The sequence below is a fragment of the Agrobacterium sp. 10MFCol1.1 genome (assembly GCF_000381165.1).
GTDB classification, from domain to species: domain Bacteria; phylum Pseudomonadota; class Alphaproteobacteria; order Rhizobiales; family Rhizobiaceae; genus Agrobacterium; species Agrobacterium tumefaciens.
This window is the reverse complement of sequence record NZ_KB906080.1, coordinates 161,340-182,733: the sequence shown is the minus strand read 5'-3', so window position 1 is coordinate 182,733 and position 21,394 is coordinate 161,340. Positions and strand designations below refer to the sequence as shown.

Here is a 21,394-nt window from a genome sequence, read left to right as displayed (position 1 = left end):
TATTTCGATAATATTGCCAATATTTGATGTTCATTCCGCCATGTCTGTGTGGTTTAGTGAGGTTATCGGTTGATAAAAGCGAGGGCTCAAATGGATATCAGGCTGATCGGTGCGCCGTTGCAAATCGGAGCCGGGCAATTGGGGTGTGAGATGGGGCCGAGTGCGTATCGCATCGCCGGTCTCACGCGGGCGCTCGAAGATCTGGGCCATCGGGTGGTGGATACCGGCAATGTGACGCCGGCGCCGCTGAGGGAGTTTAACCACCCCAATCCGGCGGTGCATCATCTCGCTGAGACGGTGGCCTGGACCGAGGCGCTGACGGAGGCCGCCTATCGAGAAAGTGCTGCTGCCGTTCCGATCTTTCTTGGCGGCGACCACGCAATTTCCGCGGGAACCGTCGCCGGCATGGCGCGGCGGGTGGCGGAGAGTGGCCGGCCGTTTTTCGTGCTCTGGCTCGATGCCCATACCGATTACCACACGCTTGAAACGACGCGCAGCGGCAACCTGCATGGCACGCCGGTCGCCTATTTCAGTGGTCGCGACGGATTTTCGGGTTACTTTCCGCCGCTCTCCCACGCAGTTCCTGAGGAAAATATCGGCATGATCGGCATCCGCAGCGTCGATCCAGCCGAGAGAGCCGCACTGGAAGACAGCGGCATCACCGTTCACGACATGCGCTCGATAGACGAACATGGTGTCGCGGTTCTGCTGCGCGCGTTCCTTGCGCGGGTGCAGGCGGCAAACGGCCTGTTGCATGTCAGTCTCGATGTCGATTTCCTCGAACCGTCGATCGCGCCTGCGGTCGGCACCACGGTTCCGGGTGGGGCGACGTTCCGTGAGGCGCATCTGGTGATGGAGATGCTGCATGATAGCGGGCTTGTGTGCAGTCTTGATCTCGTGGAGCTTAACCCGTTTCTCGATGAGCGCGGCAGGACGGCGACGCTGATGGTCGATCTGGCTGCCAGCCTGATGGGCAAGCGGGTTATGGACCGCCCGACACGGGCCGGCTGAGGGGGATGATGCAATGACGATTATACCGAACCTTAATATCGTACCTTTCGTCAGCGTCGACCATATGATGAAACTCGTGCTGCGCGTGGGGATCGATACGTTTCTGCGCGAGCTGGCCGACGTGGTGGAAGAGGATTTCCGCCGCTGGGAAAGTTTCGACAAGACGCCACGCATCGCATCGCATTCCCAAGAGGGCGTCATCGAGCTGATGCCGACCAGTGATGGAACGTTGTATGGCTTCAAATATGTGAACGGCCATCCGAAAAACATGAAGGAGGGCCGCCAGACGGTGACCGCCTTTGGGGTGCTTTCCGATGTCGGCAACGGCTATCCGCTGCTATTGACCGAAATGACCATTCTCACGGCGCTGCGCACCGCTGCTACTTCGGCTGTCGCTGCAAAACACCTTGCCCGCAAAAATGCCCGCTCGATGGCCATCATCGGCAATGGCGCACAGAGCGAGTTCCAGGCGCGGGCCTTCAAGGCCATTCTCGGCATCGACACGGTGCGGCTTTTCGATATCGACCGGACCGCCAGTGAAAAATGCGCCCGCAATCTTGCCGGGCAGGGCTTTACCATCGAAATTTGCGATAGTGCGCAGAGCGCAGTGGAGGGTGCAGATATCATCACCACCGTCACGGCTGACAAGCAATATGCGACAATCCTGACCGACAACATGGTTGGTCCCGGCATTCACATCAATGCCGTCGGCGGCGATTGTCCCGGCAAGACGGAACTGCACCGGGACATTCTGCTGCGGTCGGACATTTTTGTCGAATACCCACCGCAGACGCGCATCGAAGGTGAAATCCAGCAATTGCCCGAAGACTACCCCGTCACTGAGCTATGGCAGGTCATATCGGGTGAAAAGCACGGGCGGGTAAACGACAGGCAGATCACGCTGTTCGACAGCGTCGGTTTCGCGACCGAGGATTTTTCGGCGCTGCGTTATGTGCGCTCGAAACTGGCCGCCACCGGGCTTTATACGGAACTGGATCTGCTGGCCGATCCGGATGAGCCGCGCGACCTGTTTGGAATGCTGCTGCGTTGCGAGGCGACTCTCGCCTGAGAGGACGTTCAACGGGAATGACGTCAGTCAGCCCGCCTGCGTTCCCTGCGGGCAACGGCATGTTCCCGCCAGATGGTAAAGAGACCGGCGGCGATCACGATTGCAGCACCCAGAACCATGTTGGATGTCACGACCTCGCCATAGATGGTAACGCCGATGATGGAGACGAGCACGAGCTGGTAATAGGAAAACGGCTGCACGGAGGCCGCATCCGCCAGCTCGAATGCCTTGATCAGGCAATAATGGCCGCTCATGCCGGTAATGCACAGCGCCAGCATCCAGCCCCAATCCTGGGGTGCGAGGCTAACCCAATAAAACGGACCCACCAGCGTCAGTGCTGCCGCACCGGCCACGCCGGTATAAAAGAAGCTCGTCATCGCTGAATCGCTCTTGCTGCCAAGGCGGGTCAGGACGCTGTAGAGCGCAAGCATGAAGGCGGCGATGAAAGTGATCAGCAGGCGGTTGTCGAACCCTTCGCCATCAGGTTTCAGAATGACGAGAACGCCGATGAAGCCGACAAAAATGGCGCACCAGCGCCGCCAGCCCACATGTTCGCCAAGCAACGGCACGGACAGTGCGGCGACGATCAGCGGCGCCGAAGCGAGGATGGAGTGGCTGTGCGCCAGCCCGACAACGGCGAACGAGAAAATGGAAAAAACAATCTGCACGGCAAGAAGGACGCCGCGGCTGATCTGCAGCCACGGACGGTTTGCCATGACAGCGCCCCGAATGCCGCCAGAGGACCTTGCAGCCATCAACAAAACGAAGACGGCGAAGGCCCAGTATCGAAGCATTGCGACGAAGACGGGCGGATAAGAACCGCCAAGATGTTTGGATATGCCATCCTGCGCTGCAAAGATCGTGAATGCTATGAGCGCATAAAGATAACCGGTCTTGGGTGATGGCATAAATAAACCACTGTCCGGCTGTTGCCGGCAAAAAGAGGATTCGGCGTGAATAAGGTGAATAGCAGCCATATGGTCTGGCCGTATCTTGTCAGACAACCTTATTTTCCGAATAGCTGCCATGCAAGTCCGAAGACTGCCTCTGCCCGGTCAAGTTCACGGGTGGCGCCGATGCTGGCGAAAGCTTTGCGAATAGCTTTTTTCCTGTCCGCCATGCGTTAACGCACCGCGGACAGGATGTCGGTTACGGAGTGATTTCTGCGTCGATCAGCCGATCGTCACGGCCGCCTTCGAGGTGACGGATTTCAGCGCAGCGTCGGCCAGTTTCAATGCGATCAGCCCATCCTTGATGGAGGGTGAAGGAGCCACATTGTTTTCGATGCAATCGATGAAAGCGGTAATTTCCGCCGCGTAGGCCGCCGTATAACGCGTCATGAAGAAATCATGCAGCGGCGGGCGGGTGTAGCCCTCAGCATTGGCGATCTCGATGGAGACCGGCCGCTGGTTCTCGGCCGCAGCCGAACCGAGCGAACCATGCACTTCGATACGCTGGTCATACCCATAGGTCGCGCGTCGCGAATTCGAAATGCTGGCTTGCCTGCCGCTTTTCGTCGTCAGAATGATGCTGGCGCTATCGAAATCGCCGAGTGCACCGATCTCCGGATTGACGAGAACGGAACCGGTGGCGAATACGCTTTCCACTTCCTCGCCGAGCAGGAACCGCGCCATGTCGAAATCATGAATAGTCATGTCACGGAAAATGCCGCCGGAAACCTTGATATATTCGGCTGGCGGCGGGCCGGGATCGCGGCTGGTGATGGTCACCATTTCGACCTTGCCGATGCGGCCATCCTCGATTGCCTTGTGCACGGCCTGGAAATGCGGATCGAAACGCCGGTTGAAACCGAGCATCACCTTTGCACCGGTTTCCTCAACCACCTTGGCGCAAGCTTCCGCACGGGCCACATCCAGATCGACGGGTTTTTCGCAGAAGATGGCCTTGCCGGCACGGGCGAAACGCTCGATCAGATCGGCATGGGTGTTGGTCGGCGTGCAGATGATGACGGCGTCGATCGTCTTGTCAGCCAGAACCTCGTCGATTGTGCTGACCTTGCACTGCGCTTCGCGGGCGATTGCTTCCGCAGCACCGGCAACGGCGTCCACAACGGCCACCAGCTTCGCACGGCTGTCGGTGGTGATCGCCTTGGCGTGGACCTTGCCGATCCGTCCAGCGCCGAGCAGTGCCAATTTCGTAACCATCTTTCCTCCGGTTCCTCACACCCGTCTTCCACTCCCGGAAAGACAGAATATGAACGCAAACAATGTTTCGATATGGAATATATGTTCTATTTTGCTAGATCGACATCGGAGGCGTGTCAAGCGTTTTGACGACGGGCAGGGCAGCCGAAATGATCTCTTCGGGAGGTTGCGCAGGACGGGTGAGCGCTGCGTTGAGAAAGCGTTGAAACGGGAACAAAATCCTGACCGGCAATCAGTTGACAGGGGGTGCGACGACCTCCTGTTGGGGAAGCGCATAAACCTCGACCGGGGTTTCAAGGCCGCGCAGAAGCCATGGGCCGAGATTGTCCAGCTTGTCCTCGTGTCCGGCCATACGAACAAATTCTTCGGAAAACAGGACGTTGCGGCCGGTTTCCTTGGTCAGGGTTTCAAGCCGTGATGCGATGTTCACGGCCGGACCGATGACGGTAAAATCGAGGCGGGTTTTCGAGCCGATATTGCCATACATGACATCGCCGACATGGACGCCGATGCCGTAACCCAGAGGGTCATGGCCTTTCTGGCAATTGATGTCGTTGAGGGCAACGAGACTTTTCTGTGCGCTGGCAATGGCTTTCAGCAGGTTTTCACAAGCCTGTGGATCGCTGAGCGGGAAAATCGCCAGCAGCCCATCGCCCATGAATTTCAGGATTTCACCACCGAATTCCTCGATCGGATCGCACATCGCGTCGAAATAACCGTTCAGCAATTCGATCACATCATCGCGCGGCCAGAGGTCGGAAATATGGGTGAAGTTGCGCAGGTCGCAGATCAGGATCGCCGCGCCGACCGTTATGCCGCTGCCGCGCGTCGTTGCACCATTGAGGATTTTTTCGCCCGCATGCGGCCCGACATAGGTCTCCAGCAGGGTGCGCGTCATGCGGTTTTTCAGGCGAATTTCGCTGACCAGCGCGAGCGCCGGTAGCAGGTTTTTCAACGCAAGGACTTCCGCTTCCAAAAAGCCACCGGGCCGATCGCTGGAAAAAGTGGCGACATGGCGCTTGCCGAACGTATGTTCGATCGGCCAGGCGAAGTAATCCGTCAGCCCGTCGGCGCGCAATTCCTCATAGATCGGATAAGCGGATGACTCGATCTCGTCTCCGGTCAGCCGGTGGCGGATTTCGGTTGCGCCCTGATGGATGTCGTTGATGGGACTGTTCAGATATTCGGGCGAGCTCTCCGCCCCATAGCCATAGGTGGTGATCTCGGCCGACGATATGCCGGCCTTCCACAGGATGCGCGCGCCAAGCCATTGCGGATGACGAATGCGGAAGGCAAGTGCGCCCCGCGCTATGGAAATTCCACTTTCGCGCAACCTGCTACACAGCTCGAAGAATATCTCATCGATAAAGCGCTCGTCCTTCGTGCCGGTGACGAGCCAGTCGAGAATTTCCGTTTTCTCCGTTGGCCACAATTCATCCAATGCTGAAGAAACCCGTTCTTCGGTGTTAAGGCTGAGTGTCATGGCAGGATTCCGGAAATTATTGGTGCTCTCGCGCAGGCGGGCCACATGGCGAACATGTCCCGTGCGGACATCATGTGGTGCCGGATAACGGAAATGTTAAGAGAGCGGAGCGGAAAATGTTCCGGAGAGACTTGTAGCGTTCAAACCGTCACGCGCGCCGCCCGGATGTTGCGTGAACATCGTCCCCGGCGGCGCTGAGATTTGGTTCGGATCGTTGTGAACGATCAGATAACGGTTTCGACTGGAATATGCAGGGCGGCGGCAACGCGCCTGATGCGCAGAGGATCGCTGTCTGAGCCGTCTTCCAGGGCGCGGATTTCATTGGCTGTCAGGCCGCAGGTGATGGCAAGCTGATCGACCGTATATCCGGCGAGATTGCGCGCCATCAGGACTTTTCGGGCGAAAGGAGCATCTGTTTCCTGATCGGAATCGAGTTGTGAGACTGAAATTGTCATTTTTTGCATCTCCCTCATGGTGGACACTTTAATGCGGATGGCAAAGAAAGGTTGCCGGAGCCGAATGCGACCGCGTTACCGGAGAAAAATCGTGTTGCAACGCAGCGAGAACATAGCCGCTTCATTCACCTACGCAATAGTTAAATTTTGTTAAGATTCGTGATCGCAGGATTCCCGCGGGATTCATCGTAGGAACAAGGGGTTGAGAAAAATACTATTTTTCCGGGGTTTAGGCGGATGAAGACTGGCGGCTTGTGCTACAGCATGCCCCAGGCACGGAAGCGGCCGCGGCCCGTAACCTCCCTCAACTCCAGTTGATTGGCGAGCCCTATCGCGCCCTGCGGCGTGGTGCCGAGTTCCCTGACGATCATGGCCGCCGAAACCACCGGCCGGGAGACGACAAGCTCCACCAGGTCTGGAAGACGCGAAGACGAGCGTCGGCCGGCCAGCTTGCGCATCATGCGTTCTCTGGCGTGGGTCAGCCTGTCATGTTCCTTCATGCTGGCCAGCGCCGCCTCGTAAAAGCTGTCGAGAAGGGCGACTAGGCGTTGCGTCTGGTTTCTGGCGTGCCGGCGCTCGCGCGGGACGGCACGAAGCCCAGCGCTGAGCGCCGGCAGGTGGTCGGGAGAGACAGCCCCGTCGCGCAGAAAAGCGGCGGCCATGAGCCTGCCGAGCCAGGGGCTGCGTTGCAGAACCTCGATCATATTCCAGGCATCCAGCAGGATCGCGGTGCGCAGGATTGGGGGCAGCTCCTCCGTCTGGCCAAGGACCTGCCGCCATTCCTTCAGCCTTTCCTCCTCGTCCCAGTCGGGATCGTTGATCATCGGATGGGCCTCTTCCCGATGTGTCACCGGCGCAAGTGTGGTGCCGGCGGTGATCGCGTCCAAGGTCGCGGCGCTTCGCGCCAGAAGTGCGTCCAGCTCGGAAAAGGCCCCGTCCAGCGGTGTCTCGCCGTCTGCATCAGACTCTTCGTTGCCGGAATGATCCACCGTTTCCGGGGTAAATGCCGTCGCGTCGGCGGCAATTCCCATTCTTCCGCGCAGACGGGAAAGGCCTGGTGCAGTGAAGGCCCAGCCTGGCGCGTTTGAAAAAATCAGCCGCCTTGAGCGGACGATCCGGTGCGCCGCCGTCATTTCATGGGTTGGCGCCCGCACATCCATATGGGCGTCATGCAGGACCAGATCTTCCATATGGACAAGTTCGCCATCCACCCACATGGAGGAAATCGCGTCGGTAAAGTCCTGCCTTTCGATGAAGCCGTGTTTCATCGGCGACCGGCTTATCCTCTCGTCCAGTCGTGCCAGCGCTTCACCCGCGCGCGCGGCGGGGATGAGAAGCTTTTCGATATGGATGTCCGATGTATCGTAAATCATTGATATTTTTTAGTTTGAGCACGGCCGGGTGACAAGGCGTATTAGAATGGTCCGGCGCGGAAGATGGCGAGTAGACGCTGCCATTGCCATGCTGCGATGCGGCGTAAACTTGCGCATTGCAATATGGCGGGTATATACCCCCTCCGAGAGCGACAAATTATCACACCTTCCGTTCGCCCTTCCACCTCCAGGCGAGATGAATTGGAGTTTACCGTGAATATTATGGCAAATGGTCCCGCTACGGCACCGGATCAGAAAACCCGTTTGAAATCCATTATCGGCGGATCGGCGGGCAACCTCGTCGAATGGTACGACTGGTACGTTTATTCGGCCTTCACCCTTTATTTCGCGCCGGTGTTTTTCCCTTCCGGAAACCAGACCGCCGAATTGCTGAGCGCGGCCGCCGTTTTTGCCGTCGGATTTCTGATGCGGCCCATCGGTGCGTGGTTCATGGGAACCTATGCCGACCGCAAGGGCCGCAAGGCCGGCCTGACCTTGTCCGTTACCTTGATGTGCCTCGGCTCGCTGTTGATCGCGATTACACCCGGCCATGAGACAATCGGCATTGCAGCGCCTGCCATTCTGGTGTTTGCCCGCCTGCTGCAGGGCATCAGTGTCGGCGGTGAATATGGCGCCAGCGCGACCTATCTCAGCGAAATGGCCGGCAAGAACCGTCGCGGCTTTTTCTCCAGTTTCCAGTATGTGACGCTGATTTCCGGCCAGCTTCTGGCGCTGGCGGTGTTGCTGGTTCTGCAGCGGGTTCTGACACCCGAGCAGCTCGGCGCTTGGGGCTGGCGCATTCCCTTCTTCATCGGTGGCGTTCTTGCAATTGCGGTGTTTTACATCCGTCGCGGCCTTGCCGAGACGCAGTCCTTTGAAAATGCCAAGGCGGGCAACGCGGACAAGCCGAAATCGAGCGGATGGGCGCTGTTCAAGCACTATCCGCGGGAAGCGATGATGGTCATGGCGCTGACATCAGGCGGCACGCTCGCCTTTTACGCCTACACGACCTATCTGCAGAAATTCCTCGTCAATACCTCCGGCTTCAGCAAGGAAAGCGCGACCGAAATCACCACGGCAGCCCTCTTCGTCTTCATGCTGTGCCAGCCGATTGCCGGTGCGCTGTCGGACAAGGTGGGTCGCAAGCCGCTGATGGTCGGCTTCGGCATTCTTGGAACGCTGTTCACCTATCTCATCTTCACGACGCTGGCGACGACAACCGACCCGATCATGGCTTTCGCTCTCGTTCTGGTCGGCCTGTTGATCGTCACCGGCTACACTTCCATCAATGCGGTGGTGAAGGCGGAAATGTTCCCCGCCCACATCCGGGCGCTCGGTGTGGCTCTGCCCTACGCGCTGGCGAACACGATTTTCGGGGGAACGGCAGAATTCGTAGCCTTGAAGTTCAAGCAGATCGGCCACGAAAACTGGTTCTTCTGGTACGTTACGATCATGATTGCGCTGTCGCTGGTGGTTTATGTGAAGATGCGCGATACGCGCGACCACAGCCATATTCACGAGGATTGAGCGGCCACAATTATACCAGCGAAAGCCCCGCCCCCTGGCGGGGCTTTTGTTTTCAGCGGATTCAGGCGTCTTCGACCGGAAGCACGATGCGGGCCTCAAAACCGTCCTGTCTGCCGGGTGCGGGGGAGGATAGCACGAGTTCGCCGCCAATCTGTTCCATCAGGCTTCTGACGATAGCGAGGCCAAGCCCGGTGCCATCAGCCTTGGACGGGCCTCGGACAAAGCGCGTCGTCAGTTTGGGAAGAAGCGCCTTGTCGATCGCCGCGCCGGAATTGACGACGCGGATCGTACCGTCCTCTTCGGCCAGTATGTGCACCGGGCTTTCCGCCGGACTGTGGATCAGGGCGTTTTCGAGAAGGTTGCGGATGATGATGCCGAAGGCATCCGTACCCAGCTTGCAGTTCAGGCCGCCTTCGCAGCGATTGGTGAAGCGGATGCGCGACGTGCCGATCGCCGTTCTGCTCATATCGTCAATGATGAGTTCGAGAATGGGGATGAGGTCGGTCGCCGTGTCTGTTACCCCGATCCTTGCTTCCGCGCGCGACATCTGCAGCAGTTTTTCGGCGAGATGGCCGAGATGCATCAGGGCTTTCTCGATATTTTCCACGCGCGGTGCAAGTTCAGGCGGAATATCGGCGTGCAGCCGCTGCGCCTGCGCCAGCGCGCCGGCAATCGGCGTGCGCAATTCATGGGCGCTGTTGGCGGTAAACTCCCTTTCCGCTTCGATTGTCGATCGCAGCCGCCTCAGCAGCAGATTGACCGAGCGGGCAATCGGGTGAAGTTCAGCCGGAAACGGCAGGGTTTCCAGCGGCGCGAGATTGCCGCCGTCTTTTTTCCCGATCTCGTCGCGCAAGGTCTGTATCGGTTGCAGGGTTTTGCGCACCACAAAGATAACGGCAAAGATGCTGGCGGGGATAAGAATGAGAACGGGCAGCAAAATTGCAGTGCCGGCTTCCTCGATTGCCTCACGCCGGTTGGCGAAGGCATCTGCGACCTGAAGGAAGTAATTCCCGTCCGGTGTCGCCACCGTGTAGATGCGCTGGGTCGCCGTTTCAGAAAAACCGGGGTCGAGAGAGACCTCGAAAGGTTCGGTCGAACTGTCATGCGAATGAAGGACGACCTGTCCTTCCCGGTCGCGAACCTGATAGGTCAGATATTCCGCCGCATGTGCAGACTGGTTGAGTTTTTGCGAGGCGGGACCCGTGTTGTTTTCCCTGAGATCGTCCACCAGCAGTGGCAGCAGTCTTTCGGCTGTTTCCTCAACGCCAGCGTCGAAAATTTCAGCGAACTCGTCCTGCATCACCATGACGCCCAACCCGCAGGCGATAAACCAGGATATGGCGACAACGCTCGTCAGCGCCGTGACGAGCTTGCGGGTCATGCTGGTTGGTCTGGCCATTTCTGTCTACCTGATGGTGTAGCCGACGCCGCGCACGGTCTCGACGCGGTCATGGCCGATCTTCTTGCGCAGCCGGCTGATATAGACCTCGACCGTATTGCTTTCTATTTCCGCGCCGAATTCATAGAGCGTGTCGTGCAGTTGAGATTTAGAGACGACCGCACCGGGATGCTCGACCAGCTTTTCCAGCACGGCCCATTCTCTGGCGCTGAGCGTTTGCGCTGTTCCGTCAACGACGATATTGCGCGCCACCTGGTTGATTTCGATGCCGGGCAGGCGAATGACGGGGGCGGAGCGCCCCTCGTACCGCCGCGAGACCGCCAGCATGCGTGCCGAAAGCTCGTTGAGATCGAAGGGCTTGACCAGATAGTCGTCCGCACCGGCATTCAGTCCGGCAATCCGGTCGGACACCTGGTCGTGCGCCGTCAGAATGATCACCGGCGTCGAGTCATCGCGGTTGCGCAGTGATTGCAAAAGGGTGATGCCATCGCCATCCGGCAGCCGCATGTCGAGCAGGATGAGCCCGTAGGCCATGGTCAGCGTCGCCGCCGTGGCGTCGTCGAGCAACTTAAACCAGTCGACGGCGTGGCCTGCCGCGGCGACATGGTCTCGCAGCGCCTCTCCCAGCACATGATCGTCTTCAACAAGCAGAACCCGCAAGACAGCTCCTTTATCGCGTCGTCTTGCGTATCGCTTTCACGGGATAAGCGTCAAGCACTGTATGTTCAGCTATTCTGGCGCTGGGTGCAGCCGCCGAACACGTCCTGCGCGGAATCGTAGACGGAGGTGGAGACGTTCATCATTCCAAGGATACTGTGGAAATAATTGTCGTGCGAGCGCCCGCCCTTTGCTGCGCCTTTTGCAAGGCATGCGCGATCCAGCCCCATTGATTTGGCGAAATCATCATCGAACCAGACGAGAAACGGCACATGGGTCTGCTGGTCGGGTGCCAGCAGATAGGGTGCGCCGTGCAGATAGACGCCGTTTTCGCCAAGCGATTCACCATGGTCAGAGGCGTAGATCATCCCCGTCGCCAGCGTGTTGGAGCGTGCCTTCAGCTTGTCGATCACGGTCGACAGGAAATGATCGGTGTAGAGAAGCGTGTTGTCATAGGAATTCACGATTTGCGCGTCCGTGCAATTGCCAAGCTCAGCGGTTCGACAGTCCGGGGTGAACTTCCGGAATTCGTCTGTGTAACGCAGATAGTAGGTCGGCCCATGGCTGCCCATCTGGTGCAACACGATGACACTGTCCTTCTTGACGTTATCGAGCCATGCGTCGAGCTTGTCGAAGAAGATGTCGTCGCGGCATTCTCCGCCGGTGCAGAAGCGGGTGTCGTTGGTTGAAGGCAGATCGAAAAAGGGAATGCGGTCGGCCACGTTCTTGCTGCCGGTGTTGTTGTCCAGCCAGGTTGCACCGACACCGGCATGGACAAGAACATCCATGACGTTCTCGTTGGCGAGCGCCTTGTTGTGGCTATACTCAGAACGCGGGAATTTCGAGAACATGCAGGGAATGGAAATCGCCGTCGCAGTGCCGCAGCTGGTTGTATTAGGGAAATAGATCACGTCGCGCTTTGCCAGTTCCGGGTTGGTGTCGCGCCCATAGCCGTTCAGGGAAAAGTTCGCAGCGCGCGCGGTCTCACCAGCCACGATGACGGTGATGCGTGGCTTGTGGATGCCACCCAGCGCCGGCAGGATTTTTGCATCCTTGCCGATCGGGCTCACCTGTATGTCAGCTTCCTTTTCCGCCTGCGTCAGATAGTGAATGGTGGATATGATCGGCGACAAGGGATTGACGCTTTTGACGATATCCTTGTGCTGGCGCACGGCGGTGGTGAATGTTTTGGAATTCGCAAAGCTGATGATGCCGGCAACGGTGAGGCAGATCAGGATGCTGACGGTGTTCCACAGCAGCTTGTCGATGATCGGCCGATGCCGAACCCGGACGGCGGCGATGACGAGCGACGGCACCAGCCCATAGATGGTCAGATGCCAGAAAAGGCCAGGTGTCATCAGATTGCCCGCTTCCGCCCGCGTGGTCTCCACGGCGTTGCGGATCATGTCGCTGTCGATGATGATGCCGTAGCGGTCCATGAACCATGAAGCCGCAGCGGCCGCGAATACCAGCAAGATAAGAAACGGCTTGATGAGATATTTGGCGGAAAAAATGGTGATGAGCGCACCGAAAAGCGCCGCTATGGCGACATAAAGCCCAACGATGGCGACCGGATAGGCGGAAAGATAGGTGTGAACCTTCGACCAGAACGTCTGGTTTGTAAAAAACAGCAGATAGGCCCCCGTCAGCAGACAGAGCGGCACGCTGCCTATTTCCGGACGAAGAATTACAGTCCCAGTCGTTTTCGCGGTAAAAAGCGCCACTATCAGGTCCCACCAGATTCAGAACGGCGGGTATCAGCAAAGAAAGTGCGAACACCCGTATTTAAACTGGCTCAGAGGCCAGTGGATGGCGGTTGCATCATTTAGCTGACATCAACCTGAATGATTGTCATGAATCTGTCATGTTGCGCCGCGCTCCATGCGGCGGTGGACGTGGTTTCATGTCGATGACCAAGCTCTCGAGCGGATATCAATTAATTCAGCCCGACGAGGCCTGTCGCCGTGGTGCGCATTGAAAACACGCGCGTGGCCCGGACCGGTAGCAGGCTGCCCGCAGCCAGGTTCTGGAAGGTCACCGTCGCCCCGGACAGCAGGGTTAGGCAGAGATGACCACCATTGCCCACATAGATGGCGCGCGTGGGGGAAGGAAGCGGGTTCGTATCATCAGGAACAACCTCGAAAGCATGGGATGCCGGGGATTCGAGGCCTGCGGCGTGGTGTTCGTAAGTCTCAGCCATTGCTGTCTCCCGTAAATCGAAATCTGCCGCGATTATACGGTGCGCCGCGGCTGCGGGGAAAAGCGGGAACAGAAAATATCCGGACGGGATTTAGGCCTTGCTTCCGGTTTGCCGAAAAGAGCGCCATTCTTTCCGTAATCTCATGTGGTTGCGTCGCTTGGCCTGTTGCCACCGATGCCGCGGAAACGGACGATGACGGGTTTTTCGTCCACGGGATCGGCAGCCGGGTCGTGGATATTCAGCGCATGGGCGGGTGCGGTCGCGTCAATTGCGGGTATGGAGAATGAAGGCCCTGACGGCGGGAGAGGCTTCCGTTTTCCGGTGGGCGATGGCGAGGTCGGAAGTCGTGGCGCTTGCTGCAAGCGGCACGTAGCGCACGCCGGGCAACCGCAGACAATCGAGCGAGCGCGGCACCAGCGCCACACCGAGGCCGATCGCCACCATGCTGGTAATGGTGGTGTAATCCCGGCCTTCCGGGCTTATCGTTGGCTGGAACCCGGCCTCGTTGCAGGCTTCTATCGTATTGTAATGAAAGCCGACATCCGGCGGCTGCCGCGGTGTGATGAAGGTCTCGTCGGCAAGGTTCTTGAGGTCGACCTGCAGCGCAAAGGCCAGGGGATGGTTTTCAGGAAGTGCGGCCACCAGCGGTTCGCGCAGAACCACATGGGTTGTGACACCTTCCGGAACGGGCGCAGGCGGGCGGATGAAGGCAAAATCCAGATTTCCGTCGGCGATCTTGGCGAGTTGCAGCCGCATCTCCATCTCGATCAGTTGCAGTTCCACATCGGGATGAGAGGCGCGGAAACTGGCGATGGACTGGATCATCAGGCCGGAATAGGCGGCCGAAGCGACATAACCGATGGAGATGCGGCCCGTCTCGCCGCGATCGACGCGTTTAAGCGCCGCAAGTGTCGCCTCGGCATTGGCGAGAATTTTGCGGGCATCCTCATAAAGAAGCTGGCCAGGCGTGGTGAGCTTCACCGATCGCCGTGTCCGGTCCAGCAACGGCATGCCGACGATCTGCTCGAGCGCCATGATCTGCTGGCTCAAACCCGGCTGGGCAATGCCGAGGCGGGCGGCGGCGCGCTCGAAATTGCGCTCATCCACCAGCGTGGTGAAATAGCGCAGGTGCCGCAGCTCGAACGCGTCCGCCCGGTTTGCCGGTTTCCTGCCCATCATCACTGCCTTTCCTGACGGATTTGAATAATTCCAAGCTATTATCCGTAAGAATTTTCATAATCAGTAGTTCTGAAAAAATCCAGTTTCACTTATTGGATCACAATCCGCTCCTTGCGTAATAAGATGACTTAAATTCTCCAGAAAAATAACCGTCTCATGGCGGCGCGGTTGATGAAGGGTCTTGGCGTGCAGGGAAAATCTAAACACATTTCCATTCTGGCGGGCGGTTGCGCTGCCATCGCCTATGTGGCGTTCGTGACCTCCGGCGTTGCCCTTGCGCAGGAAGCCGGAACGACGGTGCTGCAGACCATCACCGTGGACGGCGCGAAAAATCAGGACTCCAAGGCGCCGGTGAAGGGCTATGTGGCAAAAACCAGCGCCAGCGCCACCAAGACGGGGCGATCCCTGATCGAGACGCCGCAATCGGTTTCCGTCATCACCAGGGATCAAATGGATGCGCAGAATGTCCGTAATCTCAGCGAGGTGCTGAATTATGTGCCTGGCGTCGTCGCGCAGCCGTTTGGGGCGGATCCACGTTTCGATGCGCCGCGCATTCGCGGCTTTCAGGGTAACCAGCTGCAGTTCCTCAACAGTCTGCGGCTGATGCGCACGGCCGGTGCGCCGTCTTATGAGGTCTACGGTCTGGAGCGGGTGGAAGTCATTCGCGGGCCGGCCTCGGTGCTTTACGGTCAAGGTAATCCCGGTGGCCTCATCAATCTCATCAGCAAGCGGCCGACTTTCGAGCGTTTCGGCGAAGTCGGAGCGCAGATCGGCAGCTTCGATTATTACCAATCGATGTTCGATATTGGTGGGCCGGTCGCGGATAGCGACAGTTTTGCCTATCGCCTGACCGGCCTTGCCCGCAACGCCCATCTTCAGACGGACAAGCTTCAGAACGATCGTTATTTCATCGCCCCGGCGCTGACATGGCAGCCCGACGAGGATACGAAACTGACGGTTCTCGCCTCCTATCAGCACGACAATCCGAGTTCGCCGTCTGGCCTGCCGCCGGCGCTGACCTATCTGAGACCAGGCAATATGCTGGACCGCAGCTTTTATGTCGGCGATCCCTCTTTCGATACCTCAAGCCGCAAGTTCACTAATATCGGCTATGAGTTCGAGCACCGTTTCGACGAGACCTTCACCTTCCGGCAGAATGCGCGTTATTCCAATTTCGACTGGTCCTACCGCGCGCTCGGCATGTCTTCGACCAGCGGCGGCATGATCGGCAATCTCATCCGCCGCAATGCGACGTTCCAGGATGAATTGCTGAACACCTTCAACATCGACAACAGCCTGCAGGCGGAGTTCTCCACGGGACCAGTCGACCACACCCTGCTTGTCGGGCTGGATTACCGCTATTTCGACAATAACGTCAAAACCGAATTCTGGGCCGCAACGCCGCTCAATCCCGTCAATCCTGTTTATGGCGGGCCAATTAGTCTCACCTCGCGCACGCTTTATGCCGATGTGAAGACGGATATTTCCCAGATCGGTCTTTATGCGCAGGACGAGATGGCCTTTGAGAACTGGCGGGTCACCGCCGGTCTGCGGCAGGATTGGGCAAGCACCGGCGGCACGACGTTCAACGGAACGACCTACCGCACTCTCGACAAGGACGACCATAAGCTGACGGGCCGTGTCGGGGTCAGCTATCTCTTCGATGGCGGCATCGCGCCGTATGTCAGCTACGCGACCTCCTTCGAGCCCGTGCCGCAGCCGGCTGTCGGTGATGCGCCGAAACCGACCACGGGCGAACAATGGGAAGCGGGCATCAAATATCAGCCCGAGGGCTTTGACGGTTTCTTTTCCGCGGCGATCTACGATCTGAAACAGAAGAACGTCACGACGACGGTGGGCGGGGTGACGCAGCAGATGGACGAGGCGCATGTGAGAGGCCTCGAACTGGAAGGCGTCGCAAGCCTTGCAGACGGGCTCGACCTGCGGGCGGCCTATACCTACATGGACAGCGAGGTCTCCGGCCGTGTGAACAACGGCAAGGAGCTGGATAGTACGCCCCGGCACGCCGCCAGCCTCTGGCTCGACTACACCTTCCCGGAAGATACGGCGCTTGAAGGTTTCGGCATCGGCGGCGGTGTCCGTTATGTCGGAAAACGTTATGGCGATGCGGCCAATGCCTTCGAAATGAAGGGCCTCGCCCTGCTCGATCTCGGCGTGCATTACGAGAAGAACGGCTACCGCGCCTCGCTTCTGGTGCAAAACTTGACTGATAAAGAATATATTTCTAGTTGCTCCACTTTCGGATGCTATTACGGTGACGGCAGAACCGTTATGGGCAAGCTGACCTACCGTTGGTAACGCCATATTAAAGTGAAGCAGCAGGGGCATGACGCGTAAGGATCGATGGATTTCCCCCCTCTGGGGGCGGCGGGAATTTTTAAGCCTGCTCGCCGCCTCGGCTCTTGCGGGCAAGGCGCGGGCAGCAGTGACGCCGCGCATCGCCGCCATCGACTGGGCCATGCTGGAAACATCTGTGGCGCTCGGCGTCATGCCGGTGGCGGCGACCGAACTCATCCAGTTCCGGTCCGGCGCGGTCGAGCCTGATATCCCTGAAACCGTCGCCGATCTCGGCCTGCGCGGCGCTCCGAATTTCGAGCTTCTGCAGCTCACCCGGTCGGAGCTCATTCTGATTTCGCCTTTCTACACACGTTATACCGGCAGGCTGGAAGCGATCGCCCCCGTCTTTTCACTGCCCTTTTACGTGAAGGGTGAGCCGCCTTTCGAAAAGGCGCTGGCGGCGGTCACCGCGCTTGGTGAAAAGCTCGGGCGGGCCGAAGAGGCGCGCAAGGTTCTGGGTGAAACGGAAGCGGCACTGCACGCCATGCGGGCCCGTCTTGCCGGGTTTTCCGCACGGCCGACCTATGTCATCAACATAGGCGACGCCCGGCATTTTCGTGCCTTTGGTGCGGATAGCATGTTCGGGGATGTTCTTGGCCGTCTGGGGCTGACCAATGCCTGGGTGGATCGGTCGCAATTCACCTTCGCGGCCCCGGTGCCGCTTGAAAACCTCGCCGCCTCATCCGATGCGCGCATCGTCATCGTCTCCGATATTCCGGTGGAGGCGCGGGAAACTCTGCGCAACAGTGCCATCTGGCGTGCGCTTCCGGCCGTGCGGGAAAACCGGGTGGTGACGCTTGCCAATGTCGGCCCCTATGGCGGCATCACCGCCGGCATGCGTTTCGCGAGGCTTCTGACCGAAGCGCTCTTGGCACGGGGAGAAGCCTTGTGACGGCGCGGCCTCTCCCGCTTTTCTTCGGGCTTTTGTTCATTCTGGCCTGCGGTCTTTCCCTGCATGCCGGGTTGCTGCGGCTGCCTTTCGGTGCGTGGCCCGGCCTGCCTTTTGATGCCGCCGCTATGTCGATGGATCAGGTCATCCTCGCTTTCAGCCTGATGCCGCGTGTGGCGGTCGCCATTCTGGCGGGCGCGATGCTGGGTCTCTCGGGCGCGCTTTTTCAGCAATTGCTGCGCAACCCGATCGCTGATCCCTCGACGCTCGGCATCTCGGCTGGCGCGCAACTGGCCATCGTCATCGCCACGCTGTTCTTTCCCTCGGTGCTGGATGGCAACCGCGCACTGGTGGCGCTTGCCGGCGCTGCCGCTGCCGCCGGTATTGTCTTCCTGCTTGGCTGGCGACGCTCCTTCGAACCGGTAACCACGGTGGTGGCAGGGCTCCTGGTCGGCATCACCGCCGCATCCGTTTCCGCGGCGCTGACGCTCGCGCAGGGCGAATATCTGATGTCGCTCGTGGTCTGGAATGGCGGCTCGCTCAGCCAGCAGGATTGGTCGAACGCCCTGTCTCTCACCTTTCAGCTTCTCGTGGGGCTTGTCCTGACGGGCCTGCTGGTTAGGCCGCTGACGGTTCTCGGTCTCGGTGATTCCGGCGCGCGATCGCTCGGCGTATCGCTGTTTTCGATCAGGCTCGCCGTCGCCGCCGTCGCCGTCATGCTGGCCGCCTTCGTCGCTTCGGCGGTTGGCCTCGTCAGCTTCATCGGCCTTGCCGCCCCTGCGCTCACCCGGGCGCTTGGCGTGCGGCGCTCCTCTTCGGTGCTCTTCGTTTCCCCGCTTCTGGGCGGCCTGCTGCTCTGGTTCTGCGACGGTATCGTGCAACTTCTGGCAAACAAGACGGCGGAAGTTTTCCCGACCGGCGCGGTGACGGCCCTGATCGGCGGCCCGCTGCTTCTCTGGCTGCTGCCGAAAATCCGGCCGACCGACGTGCATCGCGGCGAAGGCGTCGATCTCGCGACAAGACGCGGGTTTACGGCCCTGCTGCCGATGCTCATCGTCATGGCCGCGCTGATCTTTGCAGCACTCGCCATCGGCAGGGGGCCTCAGGGCTGGACGATGCTGGGGGCGGGTGACCTGCAAAGCCTTCTGCCCTTCCGCTGGCCCCGGCTGATGGCGGCCATCGCCGCTGGCGGTCTTCTCGCCATGGCGGGTGCTCTTTTGCAGCGGCTCACCGGCAATCCGATGGCAAGCCCGGAGGTCATCGGCGTCAGCGGTGGCGCGGGTCTTGGTTTTGCCGCCGCCATCACGCTCTTTCCGGCCGCCGGGCTGTTCGAACTGTTTTGCGGCGCCGGCCACGGCTCGGCAGCCGTCATGATGCTCGTTCTGTTCTTTTCGGTGCGCCGGCATCTGGCGCCTGAAAAAATACTGCTCGCCGGCATTGCCATCAGTTCGCTCTGCTCGGCGGTACTTTCGGCACTGCTTGCCATTGGTGATCAGCGGGCCTGGCAAATTCTCTCCTGGCTCAGCGGCTCGGGTTCGACGGCGACATCAGGTTCGGCGATCTTTCTTGCGGTGCTTTCCGTCGTGCTCCTGGCCGCTGCCCTGTCGGTGACGCGCTGGCTGGTGATCCTGCCGCTTGGCCGGGATGTGCCGCTCTCACTAGGTCTGCCGCTCGCTACGGCGCGTATTGCAGTCATCGCCGTGGCCGGCATTGCCACCGGTGCGGCCTCACTGCTGGTCGGTCCGCTGAGCTTCGTCGGGTTGATGGCACCGCACATTGCGCTTCGGGCCGGTTTCACCACACCGCGCGACCACCTGTTTGCATCGTTCCTGTTCGGTGCGGTGCTGATGGCGCTTTCTGATCTCGGGGCAAGAACCGTGACCTTTCCTTACGAGTTGCCGCTTGGGCTTTTTGCGGCTCTGGCCGGTGGGCCCTATCTGATCTGGCTTTCAGGCAGGCGATGATGATTTTTCTGAACGATTTACGGAGATGAGAACAATGGGTCAGGCCGCACCTGCCGTGGATTACGACGATATCCCGCTTTTCTCTCTGGAAGCGGTAACGATGGAGGTTCCGGGCAGGACATTGCTGCATCCGCTGACGGCAAGCTTTGCGACCGGCAAGACCATCGGTCTTATCGGCCATAACGGTTCGGGAAAATCGACGCTGCTCAAGATACTCGCGCGCATGCAGGAGCCGACGGCGGGCAAGGTGTCGTTCGAGGGGCAGCCGCTGGGGAGTTGGGGCAACCGCGAATTTGCGCGAAAGCTCGCCTATCTTCCTCAATATACGCCGGCTGCGTCCGGCATGCTGGCCAAGGAACTGGTGGCGCTTGGCCGTTACCCCTGGCACGGCGCGCTCGGCCAATTCACCAAGGCGGATCAGGAGAGGGTGGACGAGGCTATCGAGCTGACCGACACCGTGGCCTTCAGGGACCGGCTGGTGGACACGCTTTCGGGTGGGGAGCGCCAGCGCGTGTGGCTGGCCATGCTGGTTGCCCAGAACGCCGAAAGCCTGCTTCTCGACGAACCCATATCGGCGCTCGACATGGCACACCAGCTCGAGGTTCTCTCGCTGGTGCAAAGATTGTCGCGGGAAAAGGGTCTCGGCGTCATCGTGGTGCTGCACGATGTCAACATGGCGGCGCGGTTCTGCGATGAGATCGTCGCACTGCATTCCGGTAGGCTTATCGCAAGGGGAACGCCGAAAGAAATCATGACGCCGGAAACGCTGGAGCGTATCTATGGCGTCCGTATGGATGTCATGACCCATGCTGCGACCGGCTTTCCCGTAGCACTGCCGCTTTGACATCGTTGCAGCAAAACAACGCCCTGACGTACTCGCCTTTAACAGGAATTCCGCAGGCGTTTCCCGCCCTAACAATGTCTTAATGGCATCCTACCGCCAGTAGACATTGTTAACCGTTTTGCTTTCCTTGCACCCAATTCAGTTGTTTTGGATCGATTTCGGGGAACAAACGTTAACAGTGCGGAATTCAATATCCGGAGAGGGCAAGAAGGGCTGCTGCGGGTAGGAATAAAACAGGAGAAAATCAGATGAAAAAGGCTGTTGCCGTAACTTTTGCCGCATTGACGATGGGTCTCGGTGGAACCGTGTCCGCACTCGCCGCCGACCTTGCAAGATATGAGCCGGCTCCGCAGGAGCAGGACGAACGCAATGGCGTCAAGATCGGTTACCTCACCTGCGATATCGGCGGTGGCGTCGGTTACGTAATCGGCTCGGCCAAGGAACTGGATTGCACCTTCCAGTCCACCATGGGCGCGCGTCGCACCGATCATTACACCGGCGCCATCCGCAAGATGGGCGTTGACCTTGGCTTCACCACGCAGGGCCGTCTGGTCTGGGCCGTTTTCGCCCCGACAGCGGGTTACCACCGTGGTTCGCTCGGCGGCCTTTATCAGGGCGCCACGGCTGAAGTGACCGTTGGTCTCGGCGTTGGCACCAACATCCTCGTTGGCGGCACTTCGGGCTCCATCCAGCTTCAGACGGTCAGCGTAACGGGTCAGGTTGGCCTCAACCTCGCCGCAACCGGTACGTCCGTGACGCTCACGGCGATGAACTGATCATCGGCGTACTGCCCGGCGTATAAAGCCGGGCATTCTGTCGCA

General features: G+C 59.3%; 18 protein-coding genes. 8 read left to right on the top strand and 10 right to left on the bottom strand.

The annotated features are described in order from the left end of the window. Nucleotides 1-90: 90 nt before the first annotated feature. Both rocF and F617_RS0120895 read left to right on the top strand, forming a co-directional pair. On the top strand, nucleotides 91-1,011 hold the full coding sequence (gene rocF / locus F617_RS0120900; protein WP_026330984.1) for an arginase: 921 nt from the start codon (nucleotides 91-93) through the stop codon (nucleotides 1,009-1,011). A 13-nt stretch (nucleotides 1,012-1,024) separates the two neighbouring features. Continuing rightward, complete coding sequence (locus tag F617_RS0120895) at nucleotides 1,025-2,080, top strand: ornithine cyclodeaminase (RefSeq protein WP_004431625.1); 1,056 nt, start codon at nucleotides 1,025-1,027, stop codon at nucleotides 2,078-2,080. Between the two features lie 23 nt (nucleotides 2,081-2,103). Here F617_RS0120895 and F617_RS0120890 read toward each other — a convergent pair whose 3' ends face one another. The 5 genes from F617_RS0120890 to F617_RS0120865 form a co-directional block, all read right to left on the bottom strand. Further along, complete coding sequence (locus tag F617_RS0120890) at nucleotides 2,104-2,988, bottom strand: DMT family transporter (RefSeq protein WP_004431626.1); 885 nt, start codon at nucleotides 2,986-2,988, stop codon at nucleotides 2,104-2,106. A gap of 264 nt (nucleotides 2,989-3,252) precedes the next feature. Continuing rightward, nucleotides 3,253-4,245 (bottom strand): inositol 2-dehydrogenase, encoded by a 993-nt coding sequence (gene iolG, locus F617_RS0120885; RefSeq protein WP_004431628.1) that lies wholly within the window; start codon nucleotides 4,243-4,245, stop codon nucleotides 3,253-3,255. 232 nt (nucleotides 4,246-4,477) lie between these two features. After that, a complete protein-coding gene (locus F617_RS0120875; RefSeq protein ID WP_019566568.1) occupies nucleotides 4,478-5,728 on the bottom strand; it encodes an adenylate/guanylate cyclase domain-containing protein in 1,251 nt (416 codons plus the stop codon). 224 nt (nucleotides 5,729-5,952) lie between these two features. After that, a complete protein-coding gene (locus F617_RS0120870; RefSeq protein ID WP_004431634.1) occupies nucleotides 5,953-6,183 on the bottom strand; it encodes a helix-turn-helix domain-containing protein in 231 nt (76 codons plus the stop codon). A 257-nt stretch (nucleotides 6,184-6,440) separates the two neighbouring features. Further along, the gene (locus F617_RS0120865; RefSeq protein ID WP_019566567.1) at nucleotides 6,441-7,556 is read right to left on the bottom strand and encodes an RHE_PE00001 family protein; all 1,116 of its coding nucleotides are present in this window, start codon (nucleotides 7,554-7,556) and stop codon (nucleotides 6,441-6,443) included. Nucleotides 7,557-7,778: 222 nt separating this feature from the next. On the opposite strand from F617_RS0120865, the gene F617_RS0120860 reads away from it, so the two are divergent. Next, the gene (locus tag F617_RS0120860) at nucleotides 7,779-9,083 is read left to right on the top strand and encodes an MFS transporter (RefSeq protein ID WP_004431639.1); all 1,305 of its coding nucleotides are present in this window, start codon (nucleotides 7,779-7,781) and stop codon (nucleotides 9,081-9,083) included. A 61-nt stretch (nucleotides 9,084-9,144) separates the two neighbouring features. Here F617_RS0120860 and F617_RS0120855 read toward each other — a convergent pair whose 3' ends face one another. The 5 genes from F617_RS0120855 to F617_RS0120835 all read right to left on the bottom strand — a co-directional run bounded on the left by F617_RS0120855 (nucleotide 9,145) and on the right by F617_RS0120835 (nucleotide 14,518). After that, a complete protein-coding gene (locus F617_RS0120855; protein WP_019566566.1) occupies nucleotides 9,145-10,482 on the bottom strand; it encodes a HAMP domain-containing sensor histidine kinase in 1,338 nt (445 codons plus the stop codon). Between the two features lie 6 nt (nucleotides 10,483-10,488). Then, nucleotides 10,489-11,142 (bottom strand): response regulator transcription factor, encoded by a 654-nt coding sequence (locus tag F617_RS0120850; RefSeq protein ID WP_004431644.1) that lies wholly within the window; start codon nucleotides 11,140-11,142, stop codon nucleotides 10,489-10,491. Nucleotides 11,143-11,207: 65 nt separating this feature from the next. Next, complete coding sequence (locus F617_RS0120845) at nucleotides 11,208-12,863, bottom strand: phosphoethanolamine transferase (protein ID WP_026330983.1); 1,656 nt, start codon at nucleotides 12,861-12,863, stop codon at nucleotides 11,208-11,210. A 212-nt stretch (nucleotides 12,864-13,075) separates the two neighbouring features. After that, nucleotides 13,076-13,339 (bottom strand): hypothetical protein, encoded by a 264-nt coding sequence (locus tag F617_RS0120840; RefSeq protein WP_019566564.1) that lies wholly within the window; start codon nucleotides 13,337-13,339, stop codon nucleotides 13,076-13,078. Nucleotides 13,340-13,603: 264 nt separating this feature from the next. Next, on the bottom strand, nucleotides 13,604-14,518 hold the full coding sequence (locus F617_RS0120835) for a LysR family transcriptional regulator (protein ID WP_004431656.1): 915 nt from the start codon (nucleotides 14,516-14,518) through the stop codon (nucleotides 13,604-13,606). A 156-nt stretch (nucleotides 14,519-14,674) separates the two neighbouring features. Between F617_RS0120835 and F617_RS0120830 the strand changes: the two genes are divergently transcribed. The 5 genes from F617_RS0120830 (at nucleotide 14,675) to F617_RS0120810 (ending at nucleotide 21,349) form a co-directional block, all read left to right on the top strand. After that, entirely contained in the window at nucleotides 14,675-16,837 is a 2,163-nt protein-coding gene (locus tag F617_RS0120830; RefSeq protein ID WP_019566563.1) for a TonB-dependent siderophore receptor, read from the top strand. 28 nt (nucleotides 16,838-16,865) lie between these two features. Then, on the top strand, nucleotides 16,866-17,768 hold the full coding sequence (locus tag F617_RS0120825; RefSeq protein WP_019566562.1) for an iron-siderophore ABC transporter substrate-binding protein: 903 nt from the start codon (nucleotides 16,866-16,868) through the stop codon (nucleotides 17,766-17,768). Beyond that, the gene (gene fhuB / locus F617_RS0120820) at nucleotides 17,765-19,729 is read left to right on the top strand and encodes a Fe(3+)-hydroxamate ABC transporter permease FhuB (protein WP_019566561.1); all 1,965 of its coding nucleotides are present in this window, start codon (nucleotides 17,765-17,767) and stop codon (nucleotides 19,727-19,729) included. The genes F617_RS0120825 and fhuB overlap by 4 nt, the downstream gene beginning before the upstream one ends. Before the next feature lie 34 nt (nucleotides 19,730-19,763). Further along, on the top strand, nucleotides 19,764-20,573 hold the full coding sequence (locus F617_RS0120815) for an ATP-binding cassette domain-containing protein (protein WP_019566560.1): 810 nt from the start codon (nucleotides 19,764-19,766) through the stop codon (nucleotides 20,571-20,573). 248 nt (nucleotides 20,574-20,821) lie between these two features. Beyond that, a complete protein-coding gene (locus F617_RS0120810) occupies nucleotides 20,822-21,349 on the top strand; it encodes a DUF992 domain-containing protein (RefSeq protein ID WP_004431668.1) in 528 nt (175 codons plus the stop codon). Nucleotides 21,350-21,394: the final 45 nt, after the last annotated feature.

Excerpts from the sequence above, each read along its gene's own strand:
- rocF (WP_026330984.1), top strand. The coding sequence starts at position 91 with ATGGATATCAGGCTGATCGGTGCGCCGTTGCAAATCGGAGCCGGGCAA.
- F617_RS0120895 (WP_004431625.1), top strand. The coding sequence starts at position 1,025 with ATGACGATTATACCGAACCTTAATATCGTACCTTTCGTCAGCGTCGAC.
- F617_RS0120890 (WP_004431626.1), bottom strand. The coding sequence starts at position 2,988 with ATGCCATCACCCAAGACCGGTTATCTTTATGCGCTCATAGCATTCACG.
- iolG (WP_004431628.1), bottom strand. The coding sequence starts at position 4,245 with ATGGTTACGAAATTGGCACTGCTCGGCGCTGGACGGATCGGCAAGGTC.
- F617_RS0120875 (WP_019566568.1), bottom strand. The coding sequence starts at position 5,728 with ATGACACTCAGCCTTAACACCGAAGAACGGGTTTCTTCAGCATTGGAT.
- F617_RS0120870 (WP_004431634.1), bottom strand. The coding sequence starts at position 6,183 with ATGACAATTTCAGTCTCACAACTCGATTCCGATCAGGAAACAGATGCT.
- F617_RS0120865 (WP_019566567.1), bottom strand. The coding sequence starts at position 7,556 with ATGATTTACGATACATCGGACATCCATATCGAAAAGCTTCTCATCCCC.
- F617_RS0120860 (WP_004431639.1), top strand. The coding sequence starts at position 7,779 with ATGGCAAATGGTCCCGCTACGGCACCGGATCAGAAAACCCGTTTGAAA.
- F617_RS0120855 (WP_019566566.1), bottom strand. The coding sequence starts at position 10,482 with ATGGCCAGACCAACCAGCATGACCCGCAAGCTCGTCACGGCGCTGACG.
- F617_RS0120840 (WP_019566564.1), bottom strand. The coding sequence starts at position 13,339 with ATGGCTGAGACTTACGAACACCACGCCGCAGGCCTCGAATCCCCGGCA.
- F617_RS0120835 (WP_004431656.1), bottom strand. The coding sequence starts at position 14,518 with ATGATGGGCAGGAAACCGGCAAACCGGGCGGACGCGTTCGAGCTGCGG.
- F617_RS0120830 (WP_019566563.1), top strand. The coding sequence starts at position 14,675 with ATGGCGGCGCGGTTGATGAAGGGTCTTGGCGTGCAGGGAAAATCTAAA.
- F617_RS0120825 (WP_019566562.1), top strand. The coding sequence starts at position 16,866 with ATGACGCGTAAGGATCGATGGATTTCCCCCCTCTGGGGGCGGCGGGAA.
- F617_RS0120815 (WP_019566560.1), top strand. The coding sequence starts at position 19,764 with ATGGGTCAGGCCGCACCTGCCGTGGATTACGACGATATCCCGCTTTTC.
- F617_RS0120810 (WP_004431668.1), top strand. The coding sequence starts at position 20,822 with ATGAAAAAGGCTGTTGCCGTAACTTTTGCCGCATTGACGATGGGTCTC.